Origin of the sequence: Streptomyces bacillaris (genome assembly GCF_003268675.1) — a bacterium.
Classification (GTDB): domain Bacteria; phylum Actinomycetota; class Actinomycetes; order Streptomycetales; family Streptomycetaceae; genus Streptomyces; species Streptomyces bacillaris.
Genome location: NZ_CP029378.1, coordinates 5,343,052 through 5,368,806, shown reverse-complemented (window position 1 = coordinate 5,368,806; position 25,755 = coordinate 5,343,052). Strand labels below are relative to the sequence as shown.

Genomic DNA, 25,755 nt, shown 5'->3' with positions numbered 1-25,755 from the left:
GGTTCGCGGCCCGGCCCCGGGGGTGGGACGGGGAACGGCCGACCTGGTCGACAACTCACTCGTACACGCCCCTCCCCCGCCCCCATGATGAGCGCATGGCACTGAACGACACCCTGGCCCGCGTGGACGCGGACCTCGCCTCCGGACGCATACCGGTGGCGAGGCAGCGCCTGCGCGGACTGGTCTCCTCCTACCCGCACGAACCGGCACCCCGGCGCCGCCTGGCCGAGGTCTACCGCCTGTACGGGGACCCGGCGGAGGCGGGCCGGTGGATGTACCTGGAGGAGGACCGCTCCCCGGAGGAGACGGCGGCCTTCGAGGAGCGGTACGCGAACGCCGTACGCCGGATGCGCGCGGTCGCCTGGCGCGGCCCGGAGTCGGCGGCTCCGACACCGTTCGCCGCTCGTCAACTGGCCGCCGTACGGGAGGCCGCCTCGGACACCCTCGGGCGCCCGGTGACGTGGGAAAGCCTGGCGAAGGTGAAGGGGGACATCGGGGAGAGCAGCCGGCTGTCGGACGTCCTGACGGCCGGCGGGTGCCTGCTCTTCGCGATCGTGTTCCTGGGCATCTGGATCTACGGGCTGGTGTCGCTGTTCAGGTGAGGCCGCGCTTCCGCAAGCGCGGCCTCCAACCGGGACCCCCGACTCTCCGCGATCCGCTGGACCTGCTCCAGGGACTCGCTCAGCCGGCTGGCGAGGAAGTGGAGTTGCGGCGCGGTGGCATCGGTCCCGGCCAGGAGCCCTTCGGCGTGCCCGAGCAGCTCGTACGCCATGTCGAGCTGGATCTCCTCCACCTCGTCGGCCCTCCGCGCCACGTACCCGGTGCCGCTCCCGACGAGATAGCAGGGCCTCCCACCCGTACCCGTCCACGGCAACAACCGCGCGGGGGCGCTGGCGCTGCTCTGCCCACCCATGACCCTCATGCGCGGACCTCGCTTCCGGGTGTGGAGCACGGACTCGGGGAGGGCGGCAACGGGGTGGAGGGCGAGGCGACGGGGTGGTTCATGGGGGCCTTCTCTCTTGCTTCGAGCGTGCTTCGAGGGCGAATGGGCGCCGCTTCTTTCCGTAGCGAACCCATCACAGAGTGGGGTCGGGAGTGGCTACGCTTCCAGGGGGTCGGGCATGACAGAACGCCGGTCAGATCGAGGAGTTGGGCGCGCATGAAGGCGGACGGAAGGCCGCGTACGGCACGGGAGAAGTACGGCGAGGAGCTGAAGCTGCGCCGCATGGCGGCCGGATTGACGCAGGAGGCACTGGCGAGGGAGGTGGTCTGTTCACCGACGCTCATCAGCCACTACGAGGCGGGGCGGCGGCTGCCAAGCCCGGATGACGCGCGGCGGATCGACCAGGCGCTGGGGACGGACGGGTTCTTCGAGCGGTGGCTGGAGGACTTGGACCCGGCGTTCGCCCACTACTTCGGTGTGGTGGCGGAGCTGGAGCAGGAAGTCACGGAGATCCGTCACTACGGCGGTTCGCTCATCCCGGGCCTTCTGCAGACCAAGGCGTACTCACGAGCCGTGTTCGAGGCATACCGCCCGAATTACTGCGCGGAGGAGCTTGACGAGCTCGTTGTCAGCCGCGCCAAACGGGCCATGCTGCTCGAAAAGCCTTCAGCGCCCGTAACTTGGATCCTCCTCGACGAGGCGGCACTCAGGCGTCGAGTCGGGGGGCCACAGGTGATGGCCGAGCAGCTGCACAAGGTAGCGGACATGGCCGATGCCGGTCGCGTACGACTGCATGTGCTGCCCCTCGCATCCGGAGCACATGCACTCCTGGAGGGCATGCTCTATCTGTTGACCTTCGCCGACGCCGCCCCGCTGGCATACATCGAAGGGCTTCACAACGGGCGCTTGGTGGACGATCCAGCGCTGGTTGACGCCTGCCACACCTCCTACACTCTCGCCCTGAGTGACGCGGCCTCGCGGCAAAAGTCGGTGGCGCTCGTCAGAAGCATCGCGGAGGAGCACGAACATGCACATCACCGAGCCCACCACTGACGTCGCGGCCCTGACCGGATGGCGCAAGTCCAGCTACAGCGGTGGGGCCAACGGCGATTGCCTGGAGGTCGCGGACGGCCACGCCTCCGTCCCCGTACGCGACAGCAAGACGCCCACCGGCCCCACGCTGACCTTCTCGCCCCAGGGGTGGTCCGGGTTCGTCATGGCCGTCAAGCGCGGCGAACTCTCCGCCTGACCTTCCGCCTTACCTACGACGACTGCCCAGCGGCCCCGTCACGGTCATCGACCTGACGGGGCCCTTGTCATACCCCATTGCCCACGTAATCAAATTTGACTACCTTCAAGGCCATGACCGAGAAGACCATCCCTCTGCTGCCCTGCCGCACGGAACTGCTCCAGTCCGTGGTCGACTTCTACGCGGCCCTGGGCTTCGAGACAACGCACTTGCAGAAGAGCCCGTACGCGTACGCGGTGGTCGAGCGCGGGGCCGTCGAGATCCAGCTGTACGGCCTCAAGGACTACGACCCCAGCACCTCGCACGCCAGCTGCTACGTGCTCACGGAGGACGTGGACGGCCTGTACGCCGCGTTCCGGTCGGGCCTGAAGACGACGTATGGGCGCGTTCCCACGCGCGGGCTGCCGCGTATCGGCCCGCTGAAGGACATGTCATACGGGGCACGGCAGTTCCTGGCGACCGACCCGACGGGCAACACGATCCGGGTCGGCCAGACGATCGACGACGACAGCCCGGAGGGCCCGGCCGACGCGGCACCGAAGGACGTCTTCGCCCGCGCCTTGCACATGGCGGACCTCTTCGCTGACTCGAAGCAGGACTTCCCGGGGGCCGCCAGGATCATCGACCGGGTACTGGACCTGAAGGAGGAACAGCCGACTCAGGTGCAGCGGTTGCAACTGCTGGTGCTGCGTGGAGACCTCGCGCAACGGCTGGGAGACGCGGAGGGGGCTCGGGGGTGGCTGGAGACGGCGGAAGCGGTTCAACTCACCGCCGAGGAGAAGGCCTTGGCCCGCGATGCGCTGGCTCGGCTGGAGGAGCTGCGGGGGTGATGGAGCAACCGGTCGGCCGATGGGGGCTACCCCTCCAGGCTCGGCGGGGACGCCCCCTCACGACTCTCCGCCGAATCACCCGCCACGTGGACGGCTCTCGAACCAACTGCGCCCGGCCGTCCCCCTCTGTGATCATGTAGAGGTGAGTACGCAACCTAAGGGTCAAGGACTGGCAAAGTCCCTATAAACCAGCAGGTCAGGAAGTGGGGCCCTGCGCGAGCGGGGGTGTTCCGGCCTCACCCCTGCGTTTCCATTGGAACGGCTGTGGCCCCGCGCGAGCAGGGGTGTTCCGAACATCGCCGGCAGCTACGACGGTCATCGGGGCCACCCCGGAGGTGCCCCGGTGCGGGGGTGGGCACGCATGATGCTGCCTCCGTTCTCACGGATGGGCGGTGCCCCGCCCGGCCGCGGTCCTTGCACGGGTTGCGCGGCCGGGCGGGAGTCTGCAAGAGGCGGCCCCGGGCCCGCCGTGCCACGGGGCCGGGGGTCAGGAGACCGCGTACGGACGGGGCGGGCCGCCCCGTCGGCGCTCCCTGTCCGTGCATGCCGCGCAGAGGAACTCCCAGACCGCCCCCGTGAACCGGGCCGCGACGGCTGGGGGCCGACGGCAGAACTGGCAGGCAGGATCAGAGTCCGGCACGTCCAGCATGATGATCACTGGCGTTCCTGCGGGTACGACACCGGAAGCGCACGGGCGATCTCGCAGCCGCCGCGGTGGACGACGGCCGTGCCACCGCCGCCGGATGCCCCGTCGATCAGGAAGCGCTCGGCCTGCTCGGGCGTGATGGGCTGGTCGCAGCGGTCGCACCTCATCATCGGCGGGCCTCCCGCCAGGCCCGCCCCAGCCGGACAGCCGTCGGGCAGGCGGCTCCCGCCCGGCAGGCCGCGCAGGTGGTGGTGTGCCCTATCCACGCCCGGTACGCCACGTCGTCGGTCTGCTCCGCCCTGGTCGTCGTCTTCACGGGCGGCGTCCCTTCCAGCAGGTGTTGCAGCAGCGGGGGAACCAGCGGACGGCGGACCCGAACGCAACGAGCGAACGGGGTCCGAGGTCCCGGGCGGCGACGATGCTGAGCGGGGCCGCGCACCACACGCAGTTCGCCCCACGCTGCTGCTCCGCAGAAAGCTCAGCAGAGTTGGGTAAGACTCTCTGAACCAGGGGCATGCACCCAGGGTGAGGCGATCCGCTGCCCGCAACGCTCACAGATTTGTGAGTGCTTACTGCCCGACCCAGGCAGCCATGTACGCCAGTCCTTCAGGGGGTCGGCGCATCGTGTGGACGAGGCCGGAGATCGCGTCACGAGTCCCGGGCAGATACCGGGTCTGTTCCGGCGCTACGCGCCGAGCCTCGCCGAGATGCTGGAGGGATGCGGCTGTATGCCCGGTCTCCATCTCCACTACCGCTCGGTCCACCAGATACCGAGCGCGGCGGGAGGTCAGAGTGTCCGACCGGAGCCGAATCGCCCGAGCCTGTACCAGGGCGTCGTCCCACTGCCGCATCCGGATACGGGCACCGAGGGCGTGGATGGCAATGTTCGTGCGCCCGAAGGACAGCCAGTGGACGTCCCCGGCCTCGCCGCCCACTTGGTCGGCCAGTCCCTGGGCCGCGGCGAGGTGTCCGGCCACCGCCTCGCGATCGCCAGCGCGTGCCGCTACCGCCACGGCCCCGAGGTGGAGCTGCCCCGTGACAACGAGGGCCTCGCGGGTCCTCTCGTCAGCCAGGAGGAAGTGCCCTGCCTCGATCAGCCGAGTACCTAGCTCGTGTGTCTCCTGGCGGACCAGGGCCCGCTTGTAGTGCCGGACGGCGGCCAGGCACGGATCCGAAGCCCGCTCGGCAGCCCACCCCATGCGGTCCAGCGCTACGCCCGCCAGATCGCTGTACCTCACCTTCAGGGCGACGTCGTGCGCAGTGCGGTAGACGGAGGCGAGCGCCCGCCAGGCGTCGGTGCTGGGCCGGGTCTGTACCTCGTGAGTGAGGCCGGTGATCAGGTCCGGCAGTATCCCTGCCGCAGCGCGTAGCCGGGTCGCACGCACCTGCCTGCATGCGGTGTCAGCACCCGCGATCAGCCGGGCCAGCGGCGGCCGGTCCTGCACAGGGGCGGGAGACAAGTCGTAGAGGTCCAGGGCGTGGCGGATCGGCTGCACCATGGCAGCCAAACGCTGGCGCTGGGCAGTGGTCACAGTCTCGGGCTCGGTCAGCAGACTGATGTCGATATGGAGAGCTGCCGCCACTGCGGCGACGAAGCCCGCCGAGGCCTCCCGTGCCCCGCACTCCACCTGGTTGAGGAGGCTGTACGAGTAGGGGAGCCGCTGGGCAAGCTGCCGTTGCGTGAGATGAGCCAGCCGACGCTGCTCCCGAATCCGGGCGCCAACGCCATTGGATTTGTTTGGTGTTGGCATACTGGACTCCGTTCCTGACTCGCTATCCGGAACGCTACCCACGTGGTGACCGCGCCGCCTCGTTCCCTCCGGGATCGGTGCGGCGCACGTGTGGTGCCATAGGGCGATGACGACACGAACTCTGTACCTGTTCTGCGCCGCGGCCCCTCCGATCCAGTACGTGGCAAAGGCCATCGGGCAAGCTCAGGAACGTGGCTGGTCCGTGTGCCTCGGGTTCACACCGACCGCAGCCCAGTGGATGCAGGAGCAGCTCACCGGCCTGGAAGAGCTGACCGGGTACCCGGTGAGGTCTGCGTACCGGGTACCGGGCGAGGCGAACCCGTGGCCGAGGGCTGATGTGATGGCCTTCGCGCCGATCACCGCCAACTCACTGAATGCATGGGCGCTGGGACTTACCCCCTCATGGCCGGTCGGGGCCGTCGTCGAGGCGATGGGCGCGGCCGTCCCTGTAGTGGCCATGCCGTGTGTGAACCAGTCTCTGGCAGCGCATCCGCAGATCGACCGATCGGTCGCGGTACTGCGCGAGGCAGGCGTCGCGGTGCTCTACGGCGAGGGCGGGTGGATGCCGAACGCGCCGGGCCAGGGCCGCCCTGACGCGTACCCCTGGGGGCTCGTTCTCGATCGAGTAGATCGAGCCGAAGCCGAGCGCCGGAGCGGTAGCTGACACCCATAGGCGGTCCCCGTGCGAGCGGGGGCTTCCTGAATCAACAGCGGTACGGGTAAACGTCAGCAGCTCTCTTCGAACTTGACCGCAGTGAACTCGACCGGCTGCCCATTCAGAGCGACCCCGGGGGAAGGCGACTGGGTGCACACCCGCCAGTTGCTCTCCATGAGTACCTTCCGGTCCTGGGCCGCGTCCTTGACGGTGATCGACGTACTGGAGTCGAGTGCCTTGCGGGCGACCTTCACGGACTTCCCGACGAAGTTCGGCATCTTTCCACCGACCACCTCAGGGTCTTTCGCATCACCGGCCGGGCACTCCTCCTCCAGCTTCACGGTGCCGAAGTCCAGCACCGTGTCCGTGGAGATGACCTTGCCCGCCGCCATGTTCTGCGAGCAGACCTTCCAGTTCCGGTCGAAGGCCTGCATACGGCCACGACCGGCACTGTCGTGGGACCTCAGCGCGTAGAACCCCTCCTTCTGCGCAGCGTCCTGTGCGGACTGGAGTCCCATGCCGACGAAGTCGGGAACCGCCTTCGTCTCGACCGGCTCCTTCTCCTTGGCCGGCGCGGACGTGGGAGATTCACCGGAGGGGGTGGCGGCGGATGACTCGGGCTTCGCGTCGGTGCCCGCAGGGTCGCAACCGACAAGAGCTATGGCGGCGATACAGGCGAGCGCGGCGGTGAGTGTGCGGCTGTTCAACTCGTCCCCCTTGGGCGGTTCGTGAAAGCCGACCGTAGCCACCCGAGCACACCTCAGGAAGCCGGAATGTTCCGGCGGTGACGGAGTTGTGACCCATGACGGCGGGCTGAGGATGCCTTCCCGAGACGCCGTCAATGAGCAGGCCACGACAAGTCGAGCACTGCCCACACCCGGCGACCGTCCTCAGCCGTATCCATCCCACACGAGGCGGCGCCCAACCCGGCAAGTTCCAGGAGCGCCCCGCCATCCACGACCGGGCGCATCGGCCGGTGGGACAAGGCAACGATGAGCGCCTGTTGCCCTTGGTCCGCGAGCTGCACGGAAACCTGGCGTCCGCCGTCCGCGGCAGCCATGCGCACGAGCAGTTCCGTCAGATCCGTCGCGCGCCGATCCCTTTCACGGTGGCCCCACTCATGCAGTTGGAGGACCACGTGGTCCGAGGCCAATTTGGGCGCCCAGGAGGAGGATTCCAGAAGCCAGTTCACCGATCGCCTGTGGTGAACCAGCATCCGGGGGCCCGCCGTACCGACCCGTCCTGTCTCCGGGCGCGGCGGGGAAATCGGGCGCTTCGGCGGAGGCGGGGTCTTCGGCGGATGGTCCGGGGCGTGATCCGACACATTGGCTCCAGGGGCGGCGGGGCGCCCATCGTATGGCCGCTCATCACGGCCCCTGCCCCCGATGAGCCGCCCCTTCACCCGTACAGATGGGGATCCCCGTCCAACTTGACGCGATTTTGCGCCAGGTTCCAGCAGGCGGGAGAGGGGGTGCGGGAGAGGTGGGCGCTTGCCTGCACAGCACCTTGCGGTACGCCGACGCGAGCCACTGTTCCGTGCGGCAAGACGTTTGCCGTTGCTGATGGTTGGGGCTCTGCCACCATGTCAGGGTGAGGGCCGCAACCATGAGTCGAGAATCGGCAAGCCCCTATAAACCAGCAGGTCAGGAAGGGTGGTCCCCGCACGAGCGGGGGTGTTCCGACCGACCCGATGATGGAGCCGAGGTTGCCGAGGTGGTCCCCGCACGAGCGGGGCTGTTCCGTCGAGAGCGATCAGTGGGGCCTGCTTGCGGGCATGGTCCCCCGCGCAAGCAGAACATTCCGCTCAGCGCGCATACCGATCCCACCACCGACTAGCAACATCATCAACACGATCCCCGCAAACCCCACACGTAACAGACACCTGCACGACATGATGATCTCTCACGAACCGCACCCAGGGGGTCACCATGCGCCGTACGATCATCGCCGCCACAGCCGCGGCCGGGCTGCTGCTCACTGCGACGGCCTGTACCGATGACGAGATCACCACCGCACCCAGCAAAACCGGCGCTGCCGAGGAGTCCAAGAAGGCCGAACCCACCGAGCCCGCTGCCGAGGAAGAGGCCGAGAAGCCGTCCAAGGACGCGAAGGTCGGTGACACCATCGCCCTCAAGGGGAACGAGGGGGAGAAGGTCGACGCCGTTCTGAAGAAGTGGGTCGACGACGCCAAGTCCGCCGATGAGTTCTTCAAGCCGGCCGACGGGAAGCGCTGGGTCGCCGCCCAGTTCGAGCTCACCAACACCGGCGAGAAGCCGTACGTCGACAGCCCCTCGAACGGGGCGCAGGTTGCCGACGCGGAAGGCCAGCGGTTCGGGGCGACGTTCGCGGACATCGCCGACGGGCCCTCGATGACGTCGGACGCCAACGTTCCCCAGGGCGAGAAGGTCCTCGGGTGGATCGTGTTCGAGGTCCCGAAGGCGTCGAAGGTCGTCACGGTGCAGTTCGGGCTCAGCAGCGGGTTCGCCAGCCAGACCGGGCAGTGGAAGGTCTCCTGACCGTCCCTTTCGCGGGCCCCGGCCACCGCCTCCGCCGGGGCCCGCACCGCGCGGTCGGGCCCCGGTGCATCGGGTACGCCGCTGGGCGAGATCGCCTCCACTGCGTCACGGGCCCGCCCGCACCCGCCGTCACGGCGTCGGCGTCGGTGACTTCGAGGTGGGGAGGGGCGAGCTGCCCGGCGGGCTCGACCCGGTCGGCTGCAGGGACTCCCTCAGGCCCCAGCGGTCGTGGAGGGCTGCCAAGGGGCGCGGAGCCCACCAGTTGGCCCGGCCCGTCAGGCGCATCAGGACCGGGACCAGGACCGCGCGGATCAGGGTGGCGTCGATGAGGATCACGGCCACCATGCCCAGGCCCAGCATCTTGAGGAAGACCACGCCCGAGGAGGCGTACGTCGCGAAGGACGCGGCCATGATCACTGCCGCCGAGGTGATGAGCGGGCCGCTGCGCTCCAGGCCCGTGGCCACCGAGGCCGTGGGGTCGCCCGTGCGGTCGTACTCCTCCTTGATCCGGGAGAGCATCAGGACCTCGTAGTCCATCGAGAGGCCGAACGCCACGCAGAACATCAGGATCGGGATGCTCGGCTCGATCGTTCCGGTCGCCGTGAAGCCCAGCGCGCCGGACAGGTTGCCGTCCTGGAAGACCCAGACCAGGGCGCCGAACATCACCCCCAGGCTCAGCACATTGAGCACCGTCGCCTTCACCGGGAGCAGCACGCTGCCGGTCATCAGGAAGAGCACGACCAGGGTGACCAGCAGGACCAGCCCCAGCACCAGCGGCAGGCGGTCGACCAACGTGGTGCGGAAGTCGGCCAGTTCGGCCGGGTAGCCGCCGATCCTGATGTGGTCGGCCGCCCCGGCGTCCGATCCTCCGGCCGCCGTTGTTCTGACCGCGGAGAGCAGGCCCTCCACGTCGTCGGCCAGGCCCTCGTGGGTCGCCACCACCGAGTACCACGTGTCCTTCTCGTGGGCGAAGCGGTCCGCTAGGTGGTCCGTGGAGTCGGTGTCGGCGGGCGTCGTCCTCTCGCCCTGCGCGTATCTGCCCGTCAGCGCCTCCACCTGGTAGACCCCGGGGAGGCGGGACAGTGCCGTGGCCGTGGCCTCGATCTCCGTGCTGTTCGCGGCCGTTCCCGGGCGGCCCCGGTGCAGCACCTGGATCGCGTCCATCTCCTCCGCCGCGAAGTTGTCCCGGATCTCCTGCTGGACCACGCGGCTGGAGACGCCCTCGGGCAGCACCCGTTCGTCGGGCGTACCGAACGTCAGGCCCAGCGCCGGGGCCGCCAGCGCCAGCAGGACCACCAGGGCCGGGATGCCGTAGCGGAGCGGGTGGCGCATCATCCTCAGGGCTGTGGTGTGCCACCAGCCGTTTGTCGTAAGGGAGTTGGCGGCGCGCTTGGGCGCTACCCGTGCGCCCAGTGTCGCCAGCGCCGCCGGCAGGATCACCAGCGCCGCGAAGACCGCCGTGAGTACGGTGCCGATCCCCGCGTACGCGAAGGACCTCAGGAACGGGAACGGGAAGAGGAGGAGGCACGAGAGCGACACCAGGACCGTCAGGCCGCTGAACGCCACCGTACGGCCCGCGCTCTCCACCGTGAACGCCACCGCTTCCGGGACCGGGCGGCCCCGGCTCAGCTCCTCCCGGAAGCGGTTGATCACGAACAGGCTGTAGTCCACGCCGAGGCCGATGCCCATCACCAGCGCCAGGTTGGCCGCGAACGTCGACACCTCGGTGACGTACGTGACCAGGTGCATCAGCGCCAGCGTGGTGATCACCGAGAAGAGGCCCATGCCGAGTGTCAGCGCCGCCGCCGAGAAGCGGCGGTAGATCACGAAGAGCAGCAGCAAAACCAGCGGGAACACGATCAGTTCGGCCCGCAGGAAGTCCTGCCGGGACTGTTCGGCCACCTGGCGGAAGATCTCGTCGCCGCCGCCCACGCGGACCGTGAACAGTTGCTCGTCCCGGGTGAACTCCGGGGAGATCCGGGCCAGTTCCGTACGGGCCTCGGTTACCGTTCCGGCCATGCGGGCGATGATCAGGGCCTGCTTGCCGTCCGTGCTGCGCAGGGTCGGTGACCGGTCGCGCGACCAGTACGAGGCCACCTCGGCCACCCCGTCCTCGCGCCCCAGCTCCGCCGCCAGCCGGTGGCCCGCGGCGGCGACCGGTTCGTCGTCCACCGTTCCCTGCCGGGCCGTGACCATGAGCAGCACGCTCGGGGTGCCCGTGACGAACTCCTTCTCCAGGACGGCCCTGGTGGTCACCGATTCCGAGCCCGGGGTCTCGAAGCGGCTCAGGACGAGCCGGTCCATCGCCCCGGCCGCGAGGACGAGCCCCACGAGGGTCAGGAGGACGCCTACCCCGATCACCAGCCGGGAGCGGGCGGCGGTCAGGCGGCCCCAGCGGTGCAGGAAAGGGGGGTCGGGCGCGGATGTGCGGGGGGACGGTTGCGAGGTGCGGTGGGCAGAGGGCACGTTCCACTCTCCGGGGCAGCGGCACTCGTTCGTCGGACAGGACACGGTGGGCCGCGTCCCCGCCACCCTCACGTACGCCGCTGGAGGGAACGCTGGACGAAGCGCTGGACTCCATGGCCGCACGAAAGGCCCTAGCCTGGAACGAGCGTTCGCGGGCGTGGCCTCGGGGCCCAGGGGGAGACATGTCAGGTGTGCTGCTGCGGGGCCGGGACGAGCCGGACGAGAGGCGGGCGGAGGACGTCACGGAGGACGGTGGCCCCTCGCGCCTCACCATCCGTCTCTTCGGGCCCCTCCACGTCAGCCGGGGCGCCACGGTCCTGGAGTTGGGGCCGCCCAAGCAGCGGGCCCTCCTCGCGGTGCTGCTCCTGCGGCCCGGCATGGAGACCGGTGTCGATCAGCTGACCGAGGCGCTCTGGGGCGAGGAGTACCCGGCGTACGCGAAGAACCTGATCCAGAAGTCCGTCTCGGGGCTCCGGGCCCTGCTCCAGCCGGGCGGGGACGGGGAGCGGGGGGCGGTGATCCACTGGTCCGGGGGCGGCTACCGGCTCGACGCCGATGACGCGGACGTCGACTTCTACACGTACGAACGCCTCGCCGTCACCGGTCTCGCCGCCGCCCGCGGCGGCCGGCTCCAGGAGGCGTCCGAGCTGCTGGAGCGGGCCCGCACCATGTCCACCGGACCGCTGGTGGAAGGGCTCGACGGGCCGATGATGGAGCGGGAGCGGCTCTTCCGCCAGGAGCGGTTCCTGACCGACATGGAGGTGCTGGCGGAGGTGGAGCTGCAGCTCGGACGGCATCGCCACGCCGTTCCCCTGCTGCACTACGCCGTGCACAAGTATCCGCTGCGGGAGCGGTTCGCCTGGCTGCTGATGCTCGCGCTCCACCGCTCGGACCGGGGCAGCGAAGCCCTCGTCGTGTACGCGCAGCACCGGGCCCGTCTGGTGGCGGAGCTGGGCTCCGAACCGGGGCCCGCCCTGCGCGCCCTCCACGCCCGGCTCCTCGCCCAGGACCCGGAGCTGATGGAGCTGCCCACCGTGCGGGAGGACTCCCCCGGCGATCGGTATCGGGTGCCATCCTGACCCTTGGCCCTTGGCCCTGGCCGGGTGCCGTTCTGAGCCCTGGCCCTCGGCCGGGGCCGTGCTGCGCCGATCCCCACCCCGGGGGCGCGCGCCTTGCAACGGGCCCGGAAAGCCGAATGGGGCCCGGCCTCGCAGCCGGACCCCCCTCGCTTTCCCCCTGTCGGGCCTTCCCGTTCCCCCGGACCCCTCCCCGGAAGTCCCGACGCCATGTGTGACCCGGGAGGGCACGCAAAGGTTGCAGCCCTTTACGATCTCTTTACCTCCAGGTCCGATCAGGGCTCTCAGCAGGCATGTTGCCCGTAGCGAGCCGCGACCTCGGCCAGCACCTCCGCCCCGTCCCTGGCCCACAGCGCCTCGTTGAAGATCTCCACCTCGATCGGGCCGTCGTAGCCCGCCGCCTCCACCGCCGTACGGAACGCGCGGAAGTCCACGCTGCCGTCGCCCAGTTGGCCCCGGCCCAGCAGGACGCCCGCCGGGAGCGGGGTGATCCAGTCGGCCAGCTGGAAGGCGTGGATACGGCCGCCCGCCCCGGCCCGGGCGATCTCGGCGGGGGCCCGGTCGTCCCACCAGAGGTGGTACGTGTCGACGACCACGCCGACCCGCTCGGCCGGGAAGCGTTCCGCGAGGTCCAGGGCCTGGGCCAGGGTCGAGACCACGCAGCGGTCGGACGCGAACATGGGATGCAGCGGTTCGATCGCCAGGCGTACGCCGCGCTCCGCTGCGTACGGGGCGAGTTCGGCCAGCGCCTCGGCCACCCGCTCCCGGGCGCCGTACAGGTCTCGGCTGCCGGGCGGGAGTCCACCGGAGACCAGGACCAGGGTGTCCGTGGCGACGGCTGCCGCCTCGTCCACCGCGCGGCGGTTGTCGTCCAGGGCGCGGGTCCGCTCGGCCGGGTCCAGGGCGGTGAGGAAGCCTCCCCGGCAGAGGCTGGTGACCGTGAGGCCGGCGTCGGAGAGGAGCCTCGCCGTGCGCTCGACGCCGTACGCCTGGATCGGCGCCCGCCACAGGCCGACCTGGCCGATCCCCGCCTTGACGCACCCCTCCGCCAGCTCGGGCAGCGACCACTGCTTGATCGTCTCCTGGTTGATCGAGAGACGCGCGAGGGAGGCGGTGGGGTTGGGGGTGGGTGTCTGTGCTGTCGTCATCTTGTTCCTCCCTGTACCTGTAGCAGGGCCCGCATCCGGTGCGCCGCCAGCTCCGGGTCCGGGAACAGGCCCAGTCCGTCCGCCAGTTGATACGCCCTCGCCAGATGCGGCAGCGAGCGTGCCGACTGGAGGCCGCCCACCATCGTGAAGTGGTCCTGGTGGCCCGCCAGCCAGGCCAGGAGGACAACGCCCGTCTTGTAGAAGCGGGTCGGCGGCTGGAAGAGGTGGCGGGAGAGTTCGACCGTGGGGTCGAGGAGGGTCCGGAAGCCGTTCACTTCACCCGTGTCGAGTACGCGTACCGCGTGTGCCGCCAGAGGGCCGAGTGGGTCGAAGATGCCCAACAGCGCGTGGCTGAAGCCCTGTTCGTCGCCCGCGATCAGCTCCGGGTAGTGGAAGTCGTCGCCCGTGTAGCAGCGCACCCCGGACGGCAGGCGGCGGCGTACGTCGATCTCGCGGGCCGCGTCCAGCAGGGAGATCTTGATGCCGTCCACCTTGTCCGGGTGTTCGGCGATCACCTTCAGGAACGTGTCCGTCGCCTCGTCCAGGTCCGCGCTCCCCCAGTAGCCCTCCAGCGCCGGGTCGAACATCGGGCCCAGCCAGTGCAGGATCACCGGCTCCCCGGACTGGCGCAGGAGGTGGGCGTAGACGGCCAGATAGTCCTCGGGGCCCCTTGCCGCGCGGGCCAGGGCGCGCGACGCCATCAGGATCGGCTGTACGCCGTTCGCCTCGGCCAGGGTCAGCTGTTCCTCGTACGCCGACGTCACCTCCGCCAGGGTGGGCGTGGAGGAAGAGGGCAACTGGTCCGTACCCACTCCGCAGGCGATCCTGCCGCCCACCGCCCGCGCCTCCGCCGCCGAGCGGCGGATCAGCTCCGCCGCGCCCGGCCAGTCCAGGCCCATCCCCCGCTGAGCCGTGTCCATCGCCTCCGCCACGCCCAGGCCGTGCGACCAGAGGTGGCGGCGGAAGGCGAGCGTGGACTCCCAGTCGACGGCCGCCGGGCCGTCCGGGCCGGTGTCGGCGTACGGGTCCGCGACCACATGGGCCGCCGAGTAGACCGTACGGGAGGTGAGCGGCACACCCCGGGCGGGCAGCTCCAGCGGGGTGGCGCGGGGGGTGTACGGGCCCTGCGGCAGCGGTACCGGGGCCGTCACAGCGTCAGCTCCGGGACGTCGAGGCGGCGGCCCTCCGCCGACGACTTCAGTCCCAGTTCCGCGAGTTGGACGCCTCGTGCCCCGGCCAGCAGGTCCCAGGTGTACGGCTCGTCGAGCACCACATGGCGCAGGAACAGCTCCCACTGCGCTTTGAAGCCGTTGTCGAACTCCTGGTTGTCCGGGATCTCCTGCCACTGGTCGCGGAACGGCTCGGTGACCGGCAGGTCCGGGTTCCAGACCGGCTTGGGGGTCGAAGAGCGATGCTGTACGCGGCAGTTGCGCAGCCCGGCGACGGCGGAGCCGTGGGTGCCGTCCACCTGGAACTCCACCAGCTCGTCCCGGTTGACCCGGACCGCCCAGGAGGAGTTGATCTGCGCGACCGCCCCGCCCGCCAGTTGGAAGATGCCGTACGCGGCGTCGTCGGCGGTCGCCTCGTACGGCTCGCCGTGCTCGTCCCAGCGGCGCGGAACGTGTGTCCGCACCTGGGCCGTCACGGAGGTGACCCGGCCGAACAGCTCGTGGAGCACGTACTCCCAGTGCGGGAACATGTCGACGACGATGCCGCCGCCGTCCTCCGCCCGGTAGTTCCACGAGGGGCGCTGGGCCTCCTGCCAGTCGCCCTCGAAGACCCAGTAGCCGAACTCCCCGCGGATGGAGAGGATTTCGCCGAAGAAGCCGCCGTCGATCAGGCGCTTCAGCTTCAGCAGGCCCGGCAGGAAGATCTTGTCCTGGACCACGCCGTGCTTGATGCCCGCCTCGCGCGCCAGCCGGGCCAGGTCGAGGGCGCCCTCGACGTCCGTCGCCGTGGGCTTCTCCGTATAGATGTGCTTGCCGGCCGCCACGGCCTTCTTGACCGACTCCACCCGGGCCGAGGTGACCTGGGCGTCGAAGTAGATCTCCACCGTGTCGTCCGCAAGCACCGCGTCCAGGTCCGTGGACCACTCGGTCAGGCCGTGCCGTGCCGCCAGCTCCTCCAGGGCGTGGGCGCGGCGGCCGACGAGGACGGGCTCCGGCCAGAGGACCTCTCCGCCGCCGAGGTCCAGGCCGCCCTGCTCGCGGATCGCGAGGATCGAACGCACCAGATGCTGCCGGTATCCCATGCGACCCGTGACGCCGTTCATGGCGATGCGCACTGTCCTGCGTGTCACGAAGTTCCCTCCATACAGCCGTAGCAAGCGCTTTCTATACGAGATGACGCTAGCCTGCGGACAGCGGCCGGACAAGAGGGGCGCCGCACGTGACCTCACGGAGGAAAGCGATGACAGTCACCCTGGCGGACGTGGCGGCCCGCGCCCGGGTGTCCCCGGCCACCGTCTCCCGTGTGCTGAACGGCAACTACCCGGTCGCCGCCTCGACCCGGGAGCGGGTCCTGCGCGCGGTCGACGACCTCGACTACGTGCTCAACGGGCCCGCCAGCTCGCTGGCCGCCGCCACCTCCGACCTCGTCGGCATCCTGGTCAACGACATCGCGGACCCCTTCTTCGGGATCATGGCCGGGGCCGCGCAGACCCAGATCGGCGGGCCCGGGGACGGCTCCGGGCGGGCGGGCGGCGAGAAGCTGGCCGTCATCTGCAACACCGGCGGCTCCCCCGAGCGCGAGCTGACCTATCTCACCCTCCTCCAGCGCCAGCGGGCCGCCGCCGTCGTCCTCACCGGCGGCGCGATCGAGGACCCCGACCACCAGGCCGCCATGGCCGCGAAGCTGGCCAAGCTGGCGGACGCGGGCACCCGGATCGTCTTCTGCGGGCGTCCCCCGCTCCCCGAGGGGGACGCGCTCGTCGCCGCCCTCGCCTTCGACAACCGGGGCGGCGGGCGGCGGCTGACCGAGCACCTGATCTCGCTGGGCCACCGCAGGATCGGTTACGTCGCCGGGCCCCCCGAACGCACCACCACCCGGCACCGGTTGGAGGGCCACCGCGAGGCGCTGCGGGACGCTGGGCTGGACGGGGAGGGCGGGGACGGCGAGCGGCTCACCGTGCACGGCCCCTACGACCGGCGCTCCGGCTACGAGGCCACCCTCGACATACTGCGCCGGGAGCCCGGCATCACCGCCGTCGTCGCCGCCAACGACACCGTCGCGCTGGGCGCCTGCGCCGCCGTACGGGACCAGGGGCTGCGCATCCCGCAGGACATCTCGGTGGCCGGCTTCGACGACCTGCCGTTCTCGGTGGACGCCGTGCCCGCGCTGACCACCGTACGGCTGCCGCTCTTCGAGGCGGGCGCGCGGGCCGGGCGGCTCGCGATGGGCAAGGAGAACCCGCCGCCCGGTGGAATCGCCACCATCGCCGCCGAGTTGATGATCCGGGGGTCGACGGCCCCGCCCCGCGTGGGGTGAGGCCGCACCGGCCCGGGTGAGACCGGCCCGGCCCCGGGGCGCGTCCGGCGGATCCCGGCCGGGCCCGCGGACGCCCGGCACGGGCTGTCCTGCCCTGATCCGCCGGACATGCCCTGGTGGGGCCGTACGGAACCCCCGGGGTGCGCGCCGACGGGCGAAAGATGGGGGCAACTCCCCCATGCGCCACGGGAGTCCCCACCGCCAGGATGGTCGCAGGCGGTCCGGTGGGCCGCTCCCGACCTGGGAGGTGCGGTGGAGAAGGAACTGATCGGCAGCGGCGGTACGGGGGCTGCTGCCCGGCTCGCTCCCCCGGCCGTCACCGTGAACGGGTCCACCGCGGTGGTGCACATGAACGGGACCGGCGGTGCGCCCCCCGTCGGTGGGTTCGCCCGTGCCGCCGGTACCGTCCGCCCCGGCGCGTCGCCCAGGGCCGCCGCCGACAACTCCCCCCGCAGCGGCCCCTGGTGGCTGCCCGGGGTCGTCGGGGAGCCGCCCGTGGGCGAGCCCGACTGGGTGGTCTTCGTCCAGGGGGTCATCGCCGACGCCTCTCCCGTGGTGTCCGTGCCCGAGCGGGAGTACCCCGGGCTCACCGGCTTCGCGCTCGTCGTGGCCCCGTTCGCCGAGCGGGCCGCCGCACGGCTGCTGACCTCCCCGTCGAACAACGCCGTACGGGCCGGGACCGCCGTCGGGCTCGCCCCCGTACTGGAGGACTTCCGGTCCCAGCTGACCGCGCGGCTGGCCCGGCTCGCGGCGCGGACGCTGGTGCTGGAGCTGCACAAGGCGCGGCGGGCCGGGCGGCTGGCCGGGGAGGGGCCCGAGGAGCGGTTCCGGGACTTCCTGCGGCTGACGGCCGGGCGGGACGGGCTCGCGGCCTTCCTCACCGCCTACCCCGTGCTGGCCCACATCCTGGCCCGGACGAGTCTGAGCGCGGCCGACGCCCTGACGGAGATGCTCGGCCGGCTGGCCGACGACCGGGAGCTGCTGGCCGCCTCCGGGGTGCTGGGCGACCGGGGTCCGGCGGCCGGATCGCTGGGCGCCGGGCCGGGGCCCGGAGCGCTGACCGGGGTCGACACGGGGGCCGGTGACAGCCACCGCGGGGGCCGCTCGGTGATGCTGCTGCGCTTCAACGACGGCACCCGGCTGGTCTACAAGCCGCGCCCGCTCTCGGCGCACCGGCACTTCAACTCCCTGGTGGAGTGGTTCGGTTCGCTGCCGGGCACGCCGTCCCTGCGGGCGCTGCGGGTGCTGGACCGGGGCGAGTACGGGTGGGTGGAGTTCGTGGCGGAGCGGCCCTGCTCCTCCACGGCGGAGACCCATCTCTTCTACCGGCGCCAGGGCGCGCTGCTGGCCCTGCTCCATCTGCTGGACGGGACCGATCTGCACCAGGAGAACCTGATCGCCTGCGGGCCGCATCCGGTCCTGGTGGACGTGGAGACCCTGTTCCACCCGCCGCTCGCCCAGGCGCACTCCGCCGACCCCGCCGCCCGCGCCCTGCACGCCTCCGCCTACCGGGTCGGGCTGCTGCCGCAGCTGCTGGTCGGGGACTCGGCCGCGCTCGACGTCTCCGCGATCGGCGGCGGCCGGGCCGCCCCCTCCCCCATCGAGACCGCCGACTGGGCCGACGCGGGCCTGGACACCATGCGGCTGGTACGGCGCTCCGCGCGGTTCACCGAGTCCGCCAACCGGCCCCGGCTGGAAGGGGTTCCGGCCGATCCGTCCACGTACACCGACGCCCTGTGCGAGGGTTTCCGCGTCGGCTACACCGCCATCAGCGAGTACCGCGACGAACTGCTGGGCAAGCGCGGCCTGTTGACGGACTTCGCCCGGGACGAGGTCCGGGTGGTCTCCCGGCCGACCTGGACCTACACCACCCTGCTCGACGAGTCGACCCACCCCGACCTGATGCGGGACGCGGCCGAACGCCACCAGGTCCTCTCCCTGCTCCGCACCCCCACCCTGGGCACCCCCGCGCTGCCCGGTCTGGAGGAGGAGGAGATCGAGGAGCTGTGGACCGGTGACGTGCCGGTCTTCCTCACCCGGCCCGGCTCCACGGAGCTGTGGAGCGGCACCGGCCGCGGGGTGCCCGGCACGCCGGGCCCCACCGGTCTCGAGCGGGTCGAGGCGAAGGTCCGGGCCATGGACTCCGTCGACCGCCAGGACCAGGAGCGGATCATCTGGGCCGCGATGGTCTCCACCTCCGCCGAGCCGCCGCACCGGTCGGAGGGCGGGGCGCGGGCCCGGACGGCCGCGACGGCCCCCGAGCCGGAGCACCTCCTCTCCGCCGCACGGTCGGTGGGCGACCAGCTCGTCTCGCTCGCCTACCGGCACGAGCACCGCACCAACTGGATCGGCCTGGAGCTGCTGGGCGAGCGGTACTGGCGGCTCGCCCCGATGGCCGCCGACCTCGCGAGCGGCTACACCGGTCCCGCCCTCTACCTCGCCCAACTGGCCGCCCTCACCGGGGCCGAGCGGTACGCCGAGGCGGCCCGTGAGGCGCTGGCCCCGGTGCCCGGGCTGCTGGACGCGCTGCACGGCCGGGTCGACGACCTGGCGGTGCTGGGCTCCGGGGCCTTCGCGGGGCTCGGCGGCATCGCGTACGCCCTGGCCGAGGTGGGCGCCCTGCTCGACGACCGTACGGTGACGGAGCTGGCGGGCCCCGCCACCCGGCTGGCCTGCGCCGCGGGCGCCGCCGAGGAGGGGTACGGGGTACGCGGCGGGGCGGCCGGCGGGCTGGTCTCCCTGCTCACGGTCCACCGCACGACCGGCCGGGCCGAGGCCTGGCGGGGCGCGGAGCGGTGTGCCGAGCGGATCGCCGTGGCCCCGCTCCCGGAGGCGGGCGGCTTCGCCGAGGGAGCCGCGGGCATCGGCTGGGCGCTGCTGCGCTTCGCCGCGGCGGGGGGCGGTGAGCAGTACCGTACGGCGGGGCTGCGGGCCCTGCGCCGGGCGACCGTCGAGGTGACGGAGGGCGGGGCCTGGTGCGAGGGGGCCGCCGGGGTGGCCCTCGCGGTCGCGGACAGCCCGGGCGCCCTGGCCGACCCGGACCTGTCGGGCTGGCTGGCGGAGCGGGCCGGTGAGCTGGCCGACCGCGCCCCGCTCGCCGACGACAGCCTCTGCCACGGTGAGCTGGGCCTGCTCGAACTGCTCGGCCACCCGGCCCTGACCGGCGACCGCACTCCGTGGGTGCGCCGGGCCGGGATGCTGCTGGCCGCCGTCGACCGGGAGGGGCCGCGCTGCGGGACCCCCGGCCATGTACCGCACCCGGGGCTGCTCACCGGCCTCTCGGGGATCGGGCACGGACTGCTGCGGGCGGGGTTCCCCGACCGCATCGGCTCCGCGCTGCTGCTCAACCCGTCCATGGGGGCCGCGTGACGGCCCCCGGGCCCGGACCGCACCCCCGTACCGCCCGCAACACTTGTCGACCGACCGACGACCGATTTACCTGGACGACCGGCCGATTACTTGACCTAACGTCAGAAACCTTCCGTTTCAAGGAGAATGAGGCAGAGATGACGCACATCAGCGAATCGGCGATGCAGGGATCCGGCAAGCACTCCCAGGAGGGCGGCTACGACCACCCGGCCGGGCAGATATCCTTCGGTATCGGCGGTGGGCTGGGCATGCGCAGCAGGCTTCTCAGCGCCTCGGAGGGCGAGACGGGCAACACCATCGACCTGCCGTGGACCACCATGATTCCGCTTTAACCACGCCTCGGCCGGATTGTGGCGCATTGGGGCACTGCCGGATGAGTTACGACTCCAGTAGCCTGCGCCCATGCGAGCCACTTCGCCGGTCATCGTCGGGCGGGACGAGGAAATCGGCCTGCTGAGCAGCGCCCTGGACGCCGTGCGACGGCGTTCGGGGCGCGCCCTGTTCTTCGTCGGCGAGGCCGGGATCGGGAAATCCCGGCTGGTGGGTGAGTGTGCCTACCGGGCCTATGGGCTCGGCATGCCCGTGCTGCGCGGCCGGGCCACCTCGACCGGCCTCGTCGTCCCTTTCCGGCCACTCGTGGAGGCGCTCTCCTCCCGCTTCCGGGCCGCCGGCACTCCGACCGATCCCGAACTGGCCCCGTACCACCCCGCGTTGGCCCGGCTGGTCCCCGAGTGGCGCCAGGAGGCCTCGCCCGGCTATCCGGAGACCGTGGTCGAGCTGGCGGAGGCGCTGCTGCGGCTGCTCTCCGTGCTGGGCCGGGAGTCCGGCTGCACGATCCTGCTGGAGGATCTGCACGACAGCGACACGGAGACGATCGCGGTCGTCGAGTACGTCATCGACAACCTCGCCGACCTGCCGATCCTGCTGCTGGGGACGCTGCGCCCGGAGGCGGGGGCCGCACTCGAACTCGTACGCTCCGCCGAGCGCCGACAGGCCGCGGGCGTACGGGAGTTGAAACCGCTCGGGGACGACCAGATGCGAGTGCTGACCGGTGCGTGCCTGGAGGCGGCGCCCGAGGAGATACCCCAGGTGGTGCACCAGCGGCTGGCCGAACGGGCGGGCGGCAATCCGTACTTGGTGGAAGTGCTGCTGGCGGATCTGCTCGACACCGGCCAGTTGCGGCAGGCGGAGGGCGGCTGGGAGGCGGCCGACGATCCGGGCGGGCCGGTCCCCTCGGGGATCGTCCGGAGCTGGGCCCGCCGGCTGGACCGGCTGGACGAGCCGGTGCGGGAACTCTTACTGGCGGCGGCCACCCTGGGCGGCCAGTTCTCGGTCACCGTGCTCCAGACCGTCACCGGTTTCGAGGACCGGGCCCTCTTCACCCATCTGCGCTCCGCCGTGGAGGCCGGGGTGATCGCCCCGGACGGGGCCGCCCCCGACCGTTACGCCTTCCGCCACTCGCTCACCGCCGAGGCCCTGATCTCCTCGCTCGCCCCCGCCGAGCGCGCCTCGCTCGCCCGCCGCGCCGCCGGGGCCGTCGAACGGTCCGGGCAGCCGCTGGACGAGGACGGGCAGCAGCTCGTCGCCTCCCTCCACCTGGCCGCGGGCAACCGGGCCGGGGCCGCGCTGCGGTTCGCGGAGGCCGGGAGACGGATGCTCGCTTCGGGAGCGCACGGTTCGGCCGTGGTGCTGCTGGAGCGGGCCTGCCCGCTGGCCGCCGACGCCGACCGGGCCGCCATCTCCGAGTCGCTGGCGGTCGCGAAGGCCGAGGGCGGTGACCTGGACGCGGCCCTGGAGCTGGCCGACGCGCTGCCGCCGGTGCCCGCGCGGACCGAGGCCGCCGACCGGCGCGGCGAGATCCACATCAAGATCGCCTGGGTGGCCGTGATGGCCGAGCGGGCGGCCGACGCGGCCCGCCAGATCGAGGCCGCCCGCGCCCTGCTCGGCGAGGAGCCCGCCCCCGGCCGCCGGGCCGCGCTCGGCGTCGCCGACGCCCATCTCGCCCTGCTCCCCGGCCAGGAGCACCGGTGCCCGTCGGAGACCGAGCGGGCCGCCCGGGAGGCGGCGGAGATCGCGGAGGCCGAAGGGCTGCCCGTGGTCGCCTGCCAGGCCTGGCAGTTGCTGGCGCTGCTGCTGCGCGAGAGCGGGTTCGACGCGGCGGACGCCTGTCTGGAGCGGATGCTCGCGCTCTCCACCGACCACGATCTGCCCGTCTGGCGGGTGGAGGCGCTGGTGCGGCTCGGCGCCAACGCCTTCATGCGGACCGGGGACGCCTCCCGGCTCCGCTCGGCGCGGGCGGCGGCGATCGAGCTGGGAGCGCTGCTGCTGACCCAGACGGTGGACGGGCTGCTCGCCATGAACGCGGTGCTCTGCGCCCGCTGGGACGAGGCGCAGGAGATCATCGACCGCTCGCTGGAGGCCAGCGCCCGGGTCGGCAACCACTCGGCCCACCGCTATCTGCTGCTCTCCGCCGCCACCATGGCCGCGCACCGGGGGCGGCGGCGGGACATGGACCGCTCGCTGGCCGCGTTCAAGCGGGCGGGCGGTGAACAATCCCTGCTCGTTCCTCACCAGTTGGGGCTGTGCAAGGCGATCGGCGCACTCCTGGAGGAGGACCGGGAGCGGGCCCTCGAGAAGCTGGACGCGGTGCTCGCCTGGGAGCGGGACCACCCCAGCTACTTCTACCTGAGCGGGAGTTACGGGCTGCGCCCCCTGCTGCGGGTCCTGACGGGGGCGGCGGACGGGGCCGAGTTCGCGGCCGTACGGGCCTCGCCCGGGGCCCAACTCGCCTGGAACGGGCAGTTCCTGGAGCTGGCGGAGGCGGTGCTGCTGGGCCGGGAGGGCGACCGGTCCGGGGCCGCCCGGCTGGTGGCCTCCTTCGACGCCCGGGCCACCCCGTTCCCGGTCGCCCGCCATCTCGGGCTGCGCCTGGTCGCGGACGCGGCCCGCACCGACGGGTGGGGCGAGCCGGTCGCCTGGCTGCGCCGGGCCGAGGAGTTCTTCTACGGGGTCGGGGTGCAGCCGGTCGCCTCCGCCTGCCGGGCCGGGCTGCGGCAGGCCGGGGCCAGCGTCACCCAGCACCGGGGCGGCTGGGACCGCATCCCGCTCTCGCTGCGGACCAGCGGGGTGACCCCGCGCGAGTACGAGGTGTTCGTACTGCTCCCGGAGCGGCCGGGCAACCAGCAGATCGCCCGGCGGCTCTCCATCTCGCCGCGCACGGTGGAGAAGCACATGGCCAGCCTGCTCAGCAAGACGGGCCGGGCGGACCGCTCGGCGCTCTGCGAGTTCGCGGCGGAGTGCGCGGTGGAGGTCGAGCCCGCATGAACGGCTGATTCCCCCCGTCCCGCACCCCCACAACATGGGGGTGCGGGACGGTTTCGGTCGGGTGTGGGGGCGGAACATGCGGGTACCGCCCCGATGTGCCGGCCACCGTGCGGTAGGGAGCATCGAGGGGTACGTACGGCAGTCTGCCCTTCGTCCCCGCTTTCCGGAGGCCCGCTGATGATCCGACCTCCCGCCCGCCCGGTCACGGCCGGCGCCGTGTACTTCTCGCTGCTCGGCCCGCTCACCGCCGTACGGGACGGCAGGCCGCTCCCGCTCGGTCCCCGCAAACAGCGCATCGTCCTGGCCACCCTGCTCTCCCGGCCCAACACCCCGGTCTCCGTCGACGTGTTGACGGACGCGGTCTGGCCAGACGACCCACCGAGAACCGCGCGCAAGAACCTCCAGGTCTATGTGAGCGCCGCCCGCACCCTGCTGGGCAGCACCGGCGTGGGCGACCGCGAGCGGGTGGTCCACGGCTGCGGCGGCTACCGGCTCACCATCGACGAGGGCGAGTTGGACACCCTGCGCTTCCGGTCCCTGGCCCGCGCCGGGCGGGCCGCCGGTGAGCGCGGCGATCTGCGGGCGGCGGCCCGGCTGCTGCGGGAGGCGCTGGACCTGTGGGAGGGGCCGCCGCTGAACGACCTGCGGGACTCCACCGGGGTGGCGGAGGAGGCCGAGCGGCTGGAGGCCCGCTGTCTGACCGTCTACGAGGACTGGGCCGAGATCGAGACCGAGCTGGGCCGGGGCGCGGCGGCGGTGGACGGGCTGCGCGATCTGGTGGAGCGCCACCCGCTGCGGGAGCGGCTGCGGGTGGCCTGGATGAACTCGCTGCACCAGTCCGGGCGGCAGGCCGAGGCGCTGGCGGTGTACGACGACTACCGGCAGTTGCTGGCCCGGGAGTTGGGCCTGGAGCCGAGCCCGGCGATGGCCGCCCTGTACAAGGCGATGCTGGGGCGCGGCCGCACCCACCGGCCCCCGGCGGCCGGGCGGGAGAGCGCGCGCGGTACGACCCTGCCCGCCGCGCCGCGCCATTTCACCGGCCGCCGTGAAGAACTGCGCGAGTTATTGGGGCTGTTGGGAGCCACGGACGAGCGGGTGGTGGTCATATCGGGTCCTGCGGGGTCCGGCAAGTCGGCCCTGGCGCTGCGGGCCGCCCATCTGCTCGGCGACGGCTTCCCCGACGGGCGCTTCCACGTCGGGGTCCGCCGGGAGGACGGCTCGGCCCGTACGCCCGCCGAAGTCCTGGGCGAACTGGCCCGGTTGTGCGGGGTGCGGGGGCCGGGGAGCGTCCCGGGGGTGACGGGCGGCCCCGGAGGCGTGCCGGGGGTGGCGGCCGGCGGCGGACCGGGCGGTGTGCCGGGCGGTGTTGCGGGCGGCGTTCCGGCGGTGGGGGTCGCGGTGGCGGTGTCGCAGGGGGCGGAGGACGCCTGGCAGGAGTGGCTGTCGCTGCACCGGGCGTTGATCGTCCTCGACGACGTACCGGACGAGGCGTCCGTACGGGGGCTGCTGCCCCGGTCCTCCGGCCCGTCCTCGGTGGTGCTCACCGCGCGCGGCCAGTTGCCGGGCCTCGCCCCCGTCCACCGGATCGCCCTCGCCGCCCTCGCGGACGCCGAGGCGCTGGAGCTGCTCGGCAAGCTGATCGGGCCCGGCCGCCTGCGGACCGATCCGGCGGCGGCCCTGCGGATCGTCCGTGCCTGCGGGGCGCTGCCGCTGGCGGTCTGGGTGAGCGGGATGCGGCTGGCGGTGCTGCGCCATCTGCCGCTGGCGGAGTTCGCGGACCGGCTGGACGACCCGGCGGCGGCCTTGGACGAACTGGTCGCCGGGGACGTCTCCGTACGGCGGCGCATGGCGTCCGGCTGGCAGGACCTGGCGGCCGACGACCGCCGGGCGCTGGGGCGGCTGGCCGGGCCCGCGCAGGAGGGCGGCATCACCCTGGACGGGGCGATGGAGGCGCTGGGGTGCGGGGAGCGGGCGGCGATCCGTACGGTCGAGTCGCTGATCGACGCGGGGGCGGTGACCTCACCGACGGGCGAGGTCACCGCGCACGCCGCGCTCTACGAGGTGCCGCGGCTGCTCTGTCTGTACGCCCGCGAGCGGGTGGGGGCGGCGCAGTAGGGCGGGACGGGGGCGGCGGCGCGGTAGGGCGGGGCGGGGACCGGCACGTGGGAGGGGCCGGGGCCGCGCGGGCCGGGCCCCGCCGGTCCCGGCCCCGGTCTTCGTCCGGCCCGGCCTGGTCTGGGCCCGCCCGGCCTGGTCTGGGCCCGCCCGGCCCGTTCGGCCCGGTCTCGGTCCAGCC

The 25,755-nt window shown here is 72.2% G+C and carries 22 protein-coding genes; 12 read left to right on the top strand and 10 right to left on the bottom strand.

Translation table 11 applies throughout. The features are described 5' to 3' along the window. The first annotated feature begins 95 nt into the window (after positions 1–95). Positions 96–602, top strand: a complete 507-nt coding sequence (locus tag DJ476_RS23315; protein WP_103421715.1) for a DUF6584 family protein — start codon at positions 96–98, stop codon at positions 600–602. Here the strand turns inward: DJ476_RS23315 and DJ476_RS23310 are convergent. Continuing rightward, on the bottom strand, positions 575–922 hold the full coding sequence (locus DJ476_RS23310) for a hypothetical protein (RefSeq protein ID WP_103421716.1): 348 nt from the start codon (positions 920–922) through the stop codon (positions 575–577). The two genes, DJ476_RS23315 and DJ476_RS23310, sit on opposite strands and share 28 nt — an antisense overlap. A 237-nt stretch (positions 923–1,159) precedes the next feature. Between DJ476_RS23310 and DJ476_RS23305 the strand changes: the two genes are divergently transcribed. The 3 genes from DJ476_RS23305 (at position 1,160) to DJ476_RS23295 (ending at position 3,022) form a co-directional block, all read left to right on the top strand. Continuing rightward, the gene (locus DJ476_RS23305; RefSeq protein WP_018488929.1) at positions 1,160–1,996 is read left to right on the top strand and encodes a helix-turn-helix domain-containing protein; all 837 of its coding nucleotides are present in this window, start codon (positions 1,160–1,162) and stop codon (positions 1,994–1,996) included. After that, on the top strand, positions 1,971–2,192 hold the full coding sequence (locus DJ476_RS23300) for a DUF397 domain-containing protein (protein WP_103421717.1): 222 nt from the start codon (positions 1,971–1,973) through the stop codon (positions 2,190–2,192). The genes DJ476_RS23305 and DJ476_RS23300 overlap by 26 nt, the downstream gene beginning before the upstream one ends. Positions 2,193–2,305: 113 nt before the next feature. Next, complete coding sequence (locus tag DJ476_RS23295) at positions 2,306–3,022, top strand: bleomycin resistance protein (RefSeq protein WP_103421732.1); 717 nt, start codon at positions 2,306–2,308, stop codon at positions 3,020–3,022. 654 nt (positions 3,023–3,676) lie between these two features. Here DJ476_RS23295 and DJ476_RS34620 read toward each other — a convergent pair. The 3 genes from DJ476_RS34620 to DJ476_RS23285 all read right to left on the bottom strand — a co-directional run bounded on the left by DJ476_RS34620 (position 3,677) and on the right by DJ476_RS23285 (position 5,419). After that, positions 3,677–3,838 carry a hypothetical protein gene (locus DJ476_RS34620; protein WP_162638558.1) on the bottom strand — a complete coding sequence of 54 codons (162 nt, stop codon included), beginning with the start codon at positions 3,836–3,838 and terminating at the stop codon, positions 3,677–3,679. Continuing rightward, entirely contained in the window at positions 3,835–3,984 is a 150-nt protein-coding gene (locus tag DJ476_RS34615) for a hypothetical protein (protein WP_162638778.1), read from the bottom strand. Before DJ476_RS34615 ends, DJ476_RS34620 begins: the two co-directional genes overlap by 4 nt. A 253-nt stretch (positions 3,985–4,237) precedes the next feature. Continuing rightward, a complete protein-coding gene (locus tag DJ476_RS23285; protein ID WP_112491462.1) occupies positions 4,238–5,419 on the bottom strand; it encodes a helix-turn-helix domain-containing protein in 1,182 nt (393 codons plus the stop codon). Positions 5,420–5,525: 106 nt separating this feature from the next. On the opposite strand from DJ476_RS23285, the gene DJ476_RS23280 reads away from it, so the two are divergent. Next, the gene (locus tag DJ476_RS23280) at positions 5,526–6,083 is read left to right on the top strand and encodes a flavoprotein (RefSeq protein WP_112491461.1); all 558 of its coding nucleotides are present in this window, start codon (positions 5,526–5,528) and stop codon (positions 6,081–6,083) included. Between the two features lie 62 nt (positions 6,084–6,145). On the opposite strand, the gene DJ476_RS23275 is transcribed toward DJ476_RS23280, so the two are convergent. Continuing rightward, on the bottom strand, positions 6,146–6,781 hold the full coding sequence (locus DJ476_RS23275) for a hypothetical protein (RefSeq protein ID WP_241565800.1): 636 nt from the start codon (positions 6,779–6,781) through the stop codon (positions 6,146–6,148). Positions 6,782–6,912: 131 nt separating this feature from the next. After that, complete coding sequence (locus DJ476_RS35745; RefSeq protein WP_318294774.1) at positions 6,913–7,266, bottom strand: hypothetical protein; 354 nt, start codon at positions 7,264–7,266, stop codon at positions 6,913–6,915. Between the two features lie 736 nt (positions 7,267–8,002). Here DJ476_RS35745 and DJ476_RS23265 point away from each other — a divergent pair. Beyond that, on the top strand, positions 8,003–8,590 hold the full coding sequence (locus tag DJ476_RS23265) for a DUF4352 domain-containing protein (protein ID WP_112491459.1): 588 nt from the start codon (positions 8,003–8,005) through the stop codon (positions 8,588–8,590). 129 nt (positions 8,591–8,719) lie between these two features. On the opposite strand, the gene DJ476_RS23260 is transcribed toward DJ476_RS23265, so the two are convergent. After that, positions 8,720–11,056 carry an MMPL family transporter gene (locus DJ476_RS23260; protein ID WP_208853524.1) on the bottom strand — a complete coding sequence of 779 codons (2,337 nt, stop codon included), beginning with the start codon at positions 11,054–11,056 and terminating at the stop codon, positions 8,720–8,722. 182 nt (positions 11,057–11,238) lie between these two features. Here DJ476_RS23260 and DJ476_RS23255 point away from each other — a divergent pair, with 182 nt between their 5' ends. After that, a complete protein-coding gene (locus DJ476_RS23255) occupies positions 11,239–12,135 on the top strand; it encodes an AfsR/SARP family transcriptional regulator (protein ID WP_162638776.1) in 897 nt (298 codons plus the stop codon). A gap of 281 nt (positions 12,136–12,416) precedes the next feature. On the opposite strand, the gene DJ476_RS23250 is transcribed toward DJ476_RS23255, so the two are convergent. Genes DJ476_RS23250 through DJ476_RS23240 form a run of 3 tightly spaced genes read right to left on the bottom strand, consistent with a single transcriptional unit; the run spans position 12,417 to position 15,579 of the window. After that, positions 12,417–13,280, bottom strand: coding sequence for a sugar phosphate isomerase/epimerase family protein (locus DJ476_RS23250; protein ID WP_112491456.1), 864 nt, complete (start codon positions 13,278–13,280; stop codon positions 12,417–12,419). Then, on the bottom strand, positions 13,277–14,431 hold the full coding sequence (locus DJ476_RS23245; RefSeq protein ID WP_112491455.1) for a dihydrodipicolinate synthase family protein: 1,155 nt from the start codon (positions 14,429–14,431) through the stop codon (positions 13,277–13,279). Before DJ476_RS23245 ends, DJ476_RS23250 begins: the two co-directional genes overlap by 4 nt. After that, positions 14,428–15,579: a Gfo/Idh/MocA family protein gene (locus DJ476_RS23240; RefSeq protein ID WP_112491454.1), complete on the bottom strand. Its 1,152-nt coding sequence runs from the start codon at positions 15,577–15,579 to the stop codon at positions 14,428–14,430. The genes DJ476_RS23245 and DJ476_RS23240 overlap by 4 nt, the downstream gene beginning before the upstream one ends. A 110-nt stretch (positions 15,580–15,689) precedes the next feature. Here DJ476_RS23240 and DJ476_RS23235 point away from each other — a divergent pair, with 110 nt between their 5' ends. From DJ476_RS23235 to DJ476_RS23215, 5 genes are all read left to right on the top strand, one after another. Next, positions 15,690–16,766: a LacI family DNA-binding transcriptional regulator gene (locus DJ476_RS23235; protein WP_070204221.1), complete on the top strand. Its 1,077-nt coding sequence runs from the start codon at positions 15,690–15,692 to the stop codon at positions 16,764–16,766. A 252-nt stretch (positions 16,767–17,018) separates the two neighbouring features. Next, positions 17,019–20,135, top strand: coding sequence for a type 2 lanthipeptide synthetase LanM family protein (locus DJ476_RS23230; protein WP_112491452.1), 3,117 nt, complete (start codon positions 17,019–17,021; stop codon positions 20,133–20,135). 137 nt (positions 20,136–20,272) lie between these two features. Further along, the gene (locus DJ476_RS23225) at positions 20,273–20,467 is read left to right on the top strand and encodes a hypothetical protein (RefSeq protein WP_112491451.1); all 195 of its coding nucleotides are present in this window, start codon (positions 20,273–20,275) and stop codon (positions 20,465–20,467) included. A gap of 70 nt (positions 20,468–20,537) precedes the next feature. Then, the gene (locus DJ476_RS23220) at positions 20,538–23,459 is read left to right on the top strand and encodes a helix-turn-helix transcriptional regulator (RefSeq protein ID WP_112491449.1); all 2,922 of its coding nucleotides are present in this window, start codon (positions 20,538–20,540) and stop codon (positions 23,457–23,459) included. Positions 23,460–23,636: 177 nt separating this feature from the next. Next, positions 23,637–25,574, top strand: coding sequence for a BTAD domain-containing putative transcriptional regulator (locus tag DJ476_RS23215; RefSeq protein ID WP_112491448.1), 1,938 nt, complete (start codon positions 23,637–23,639; stop codon positions 25,572–25,574). Positions 25,575–25,755: the final 181 nt, after the last annotated feature.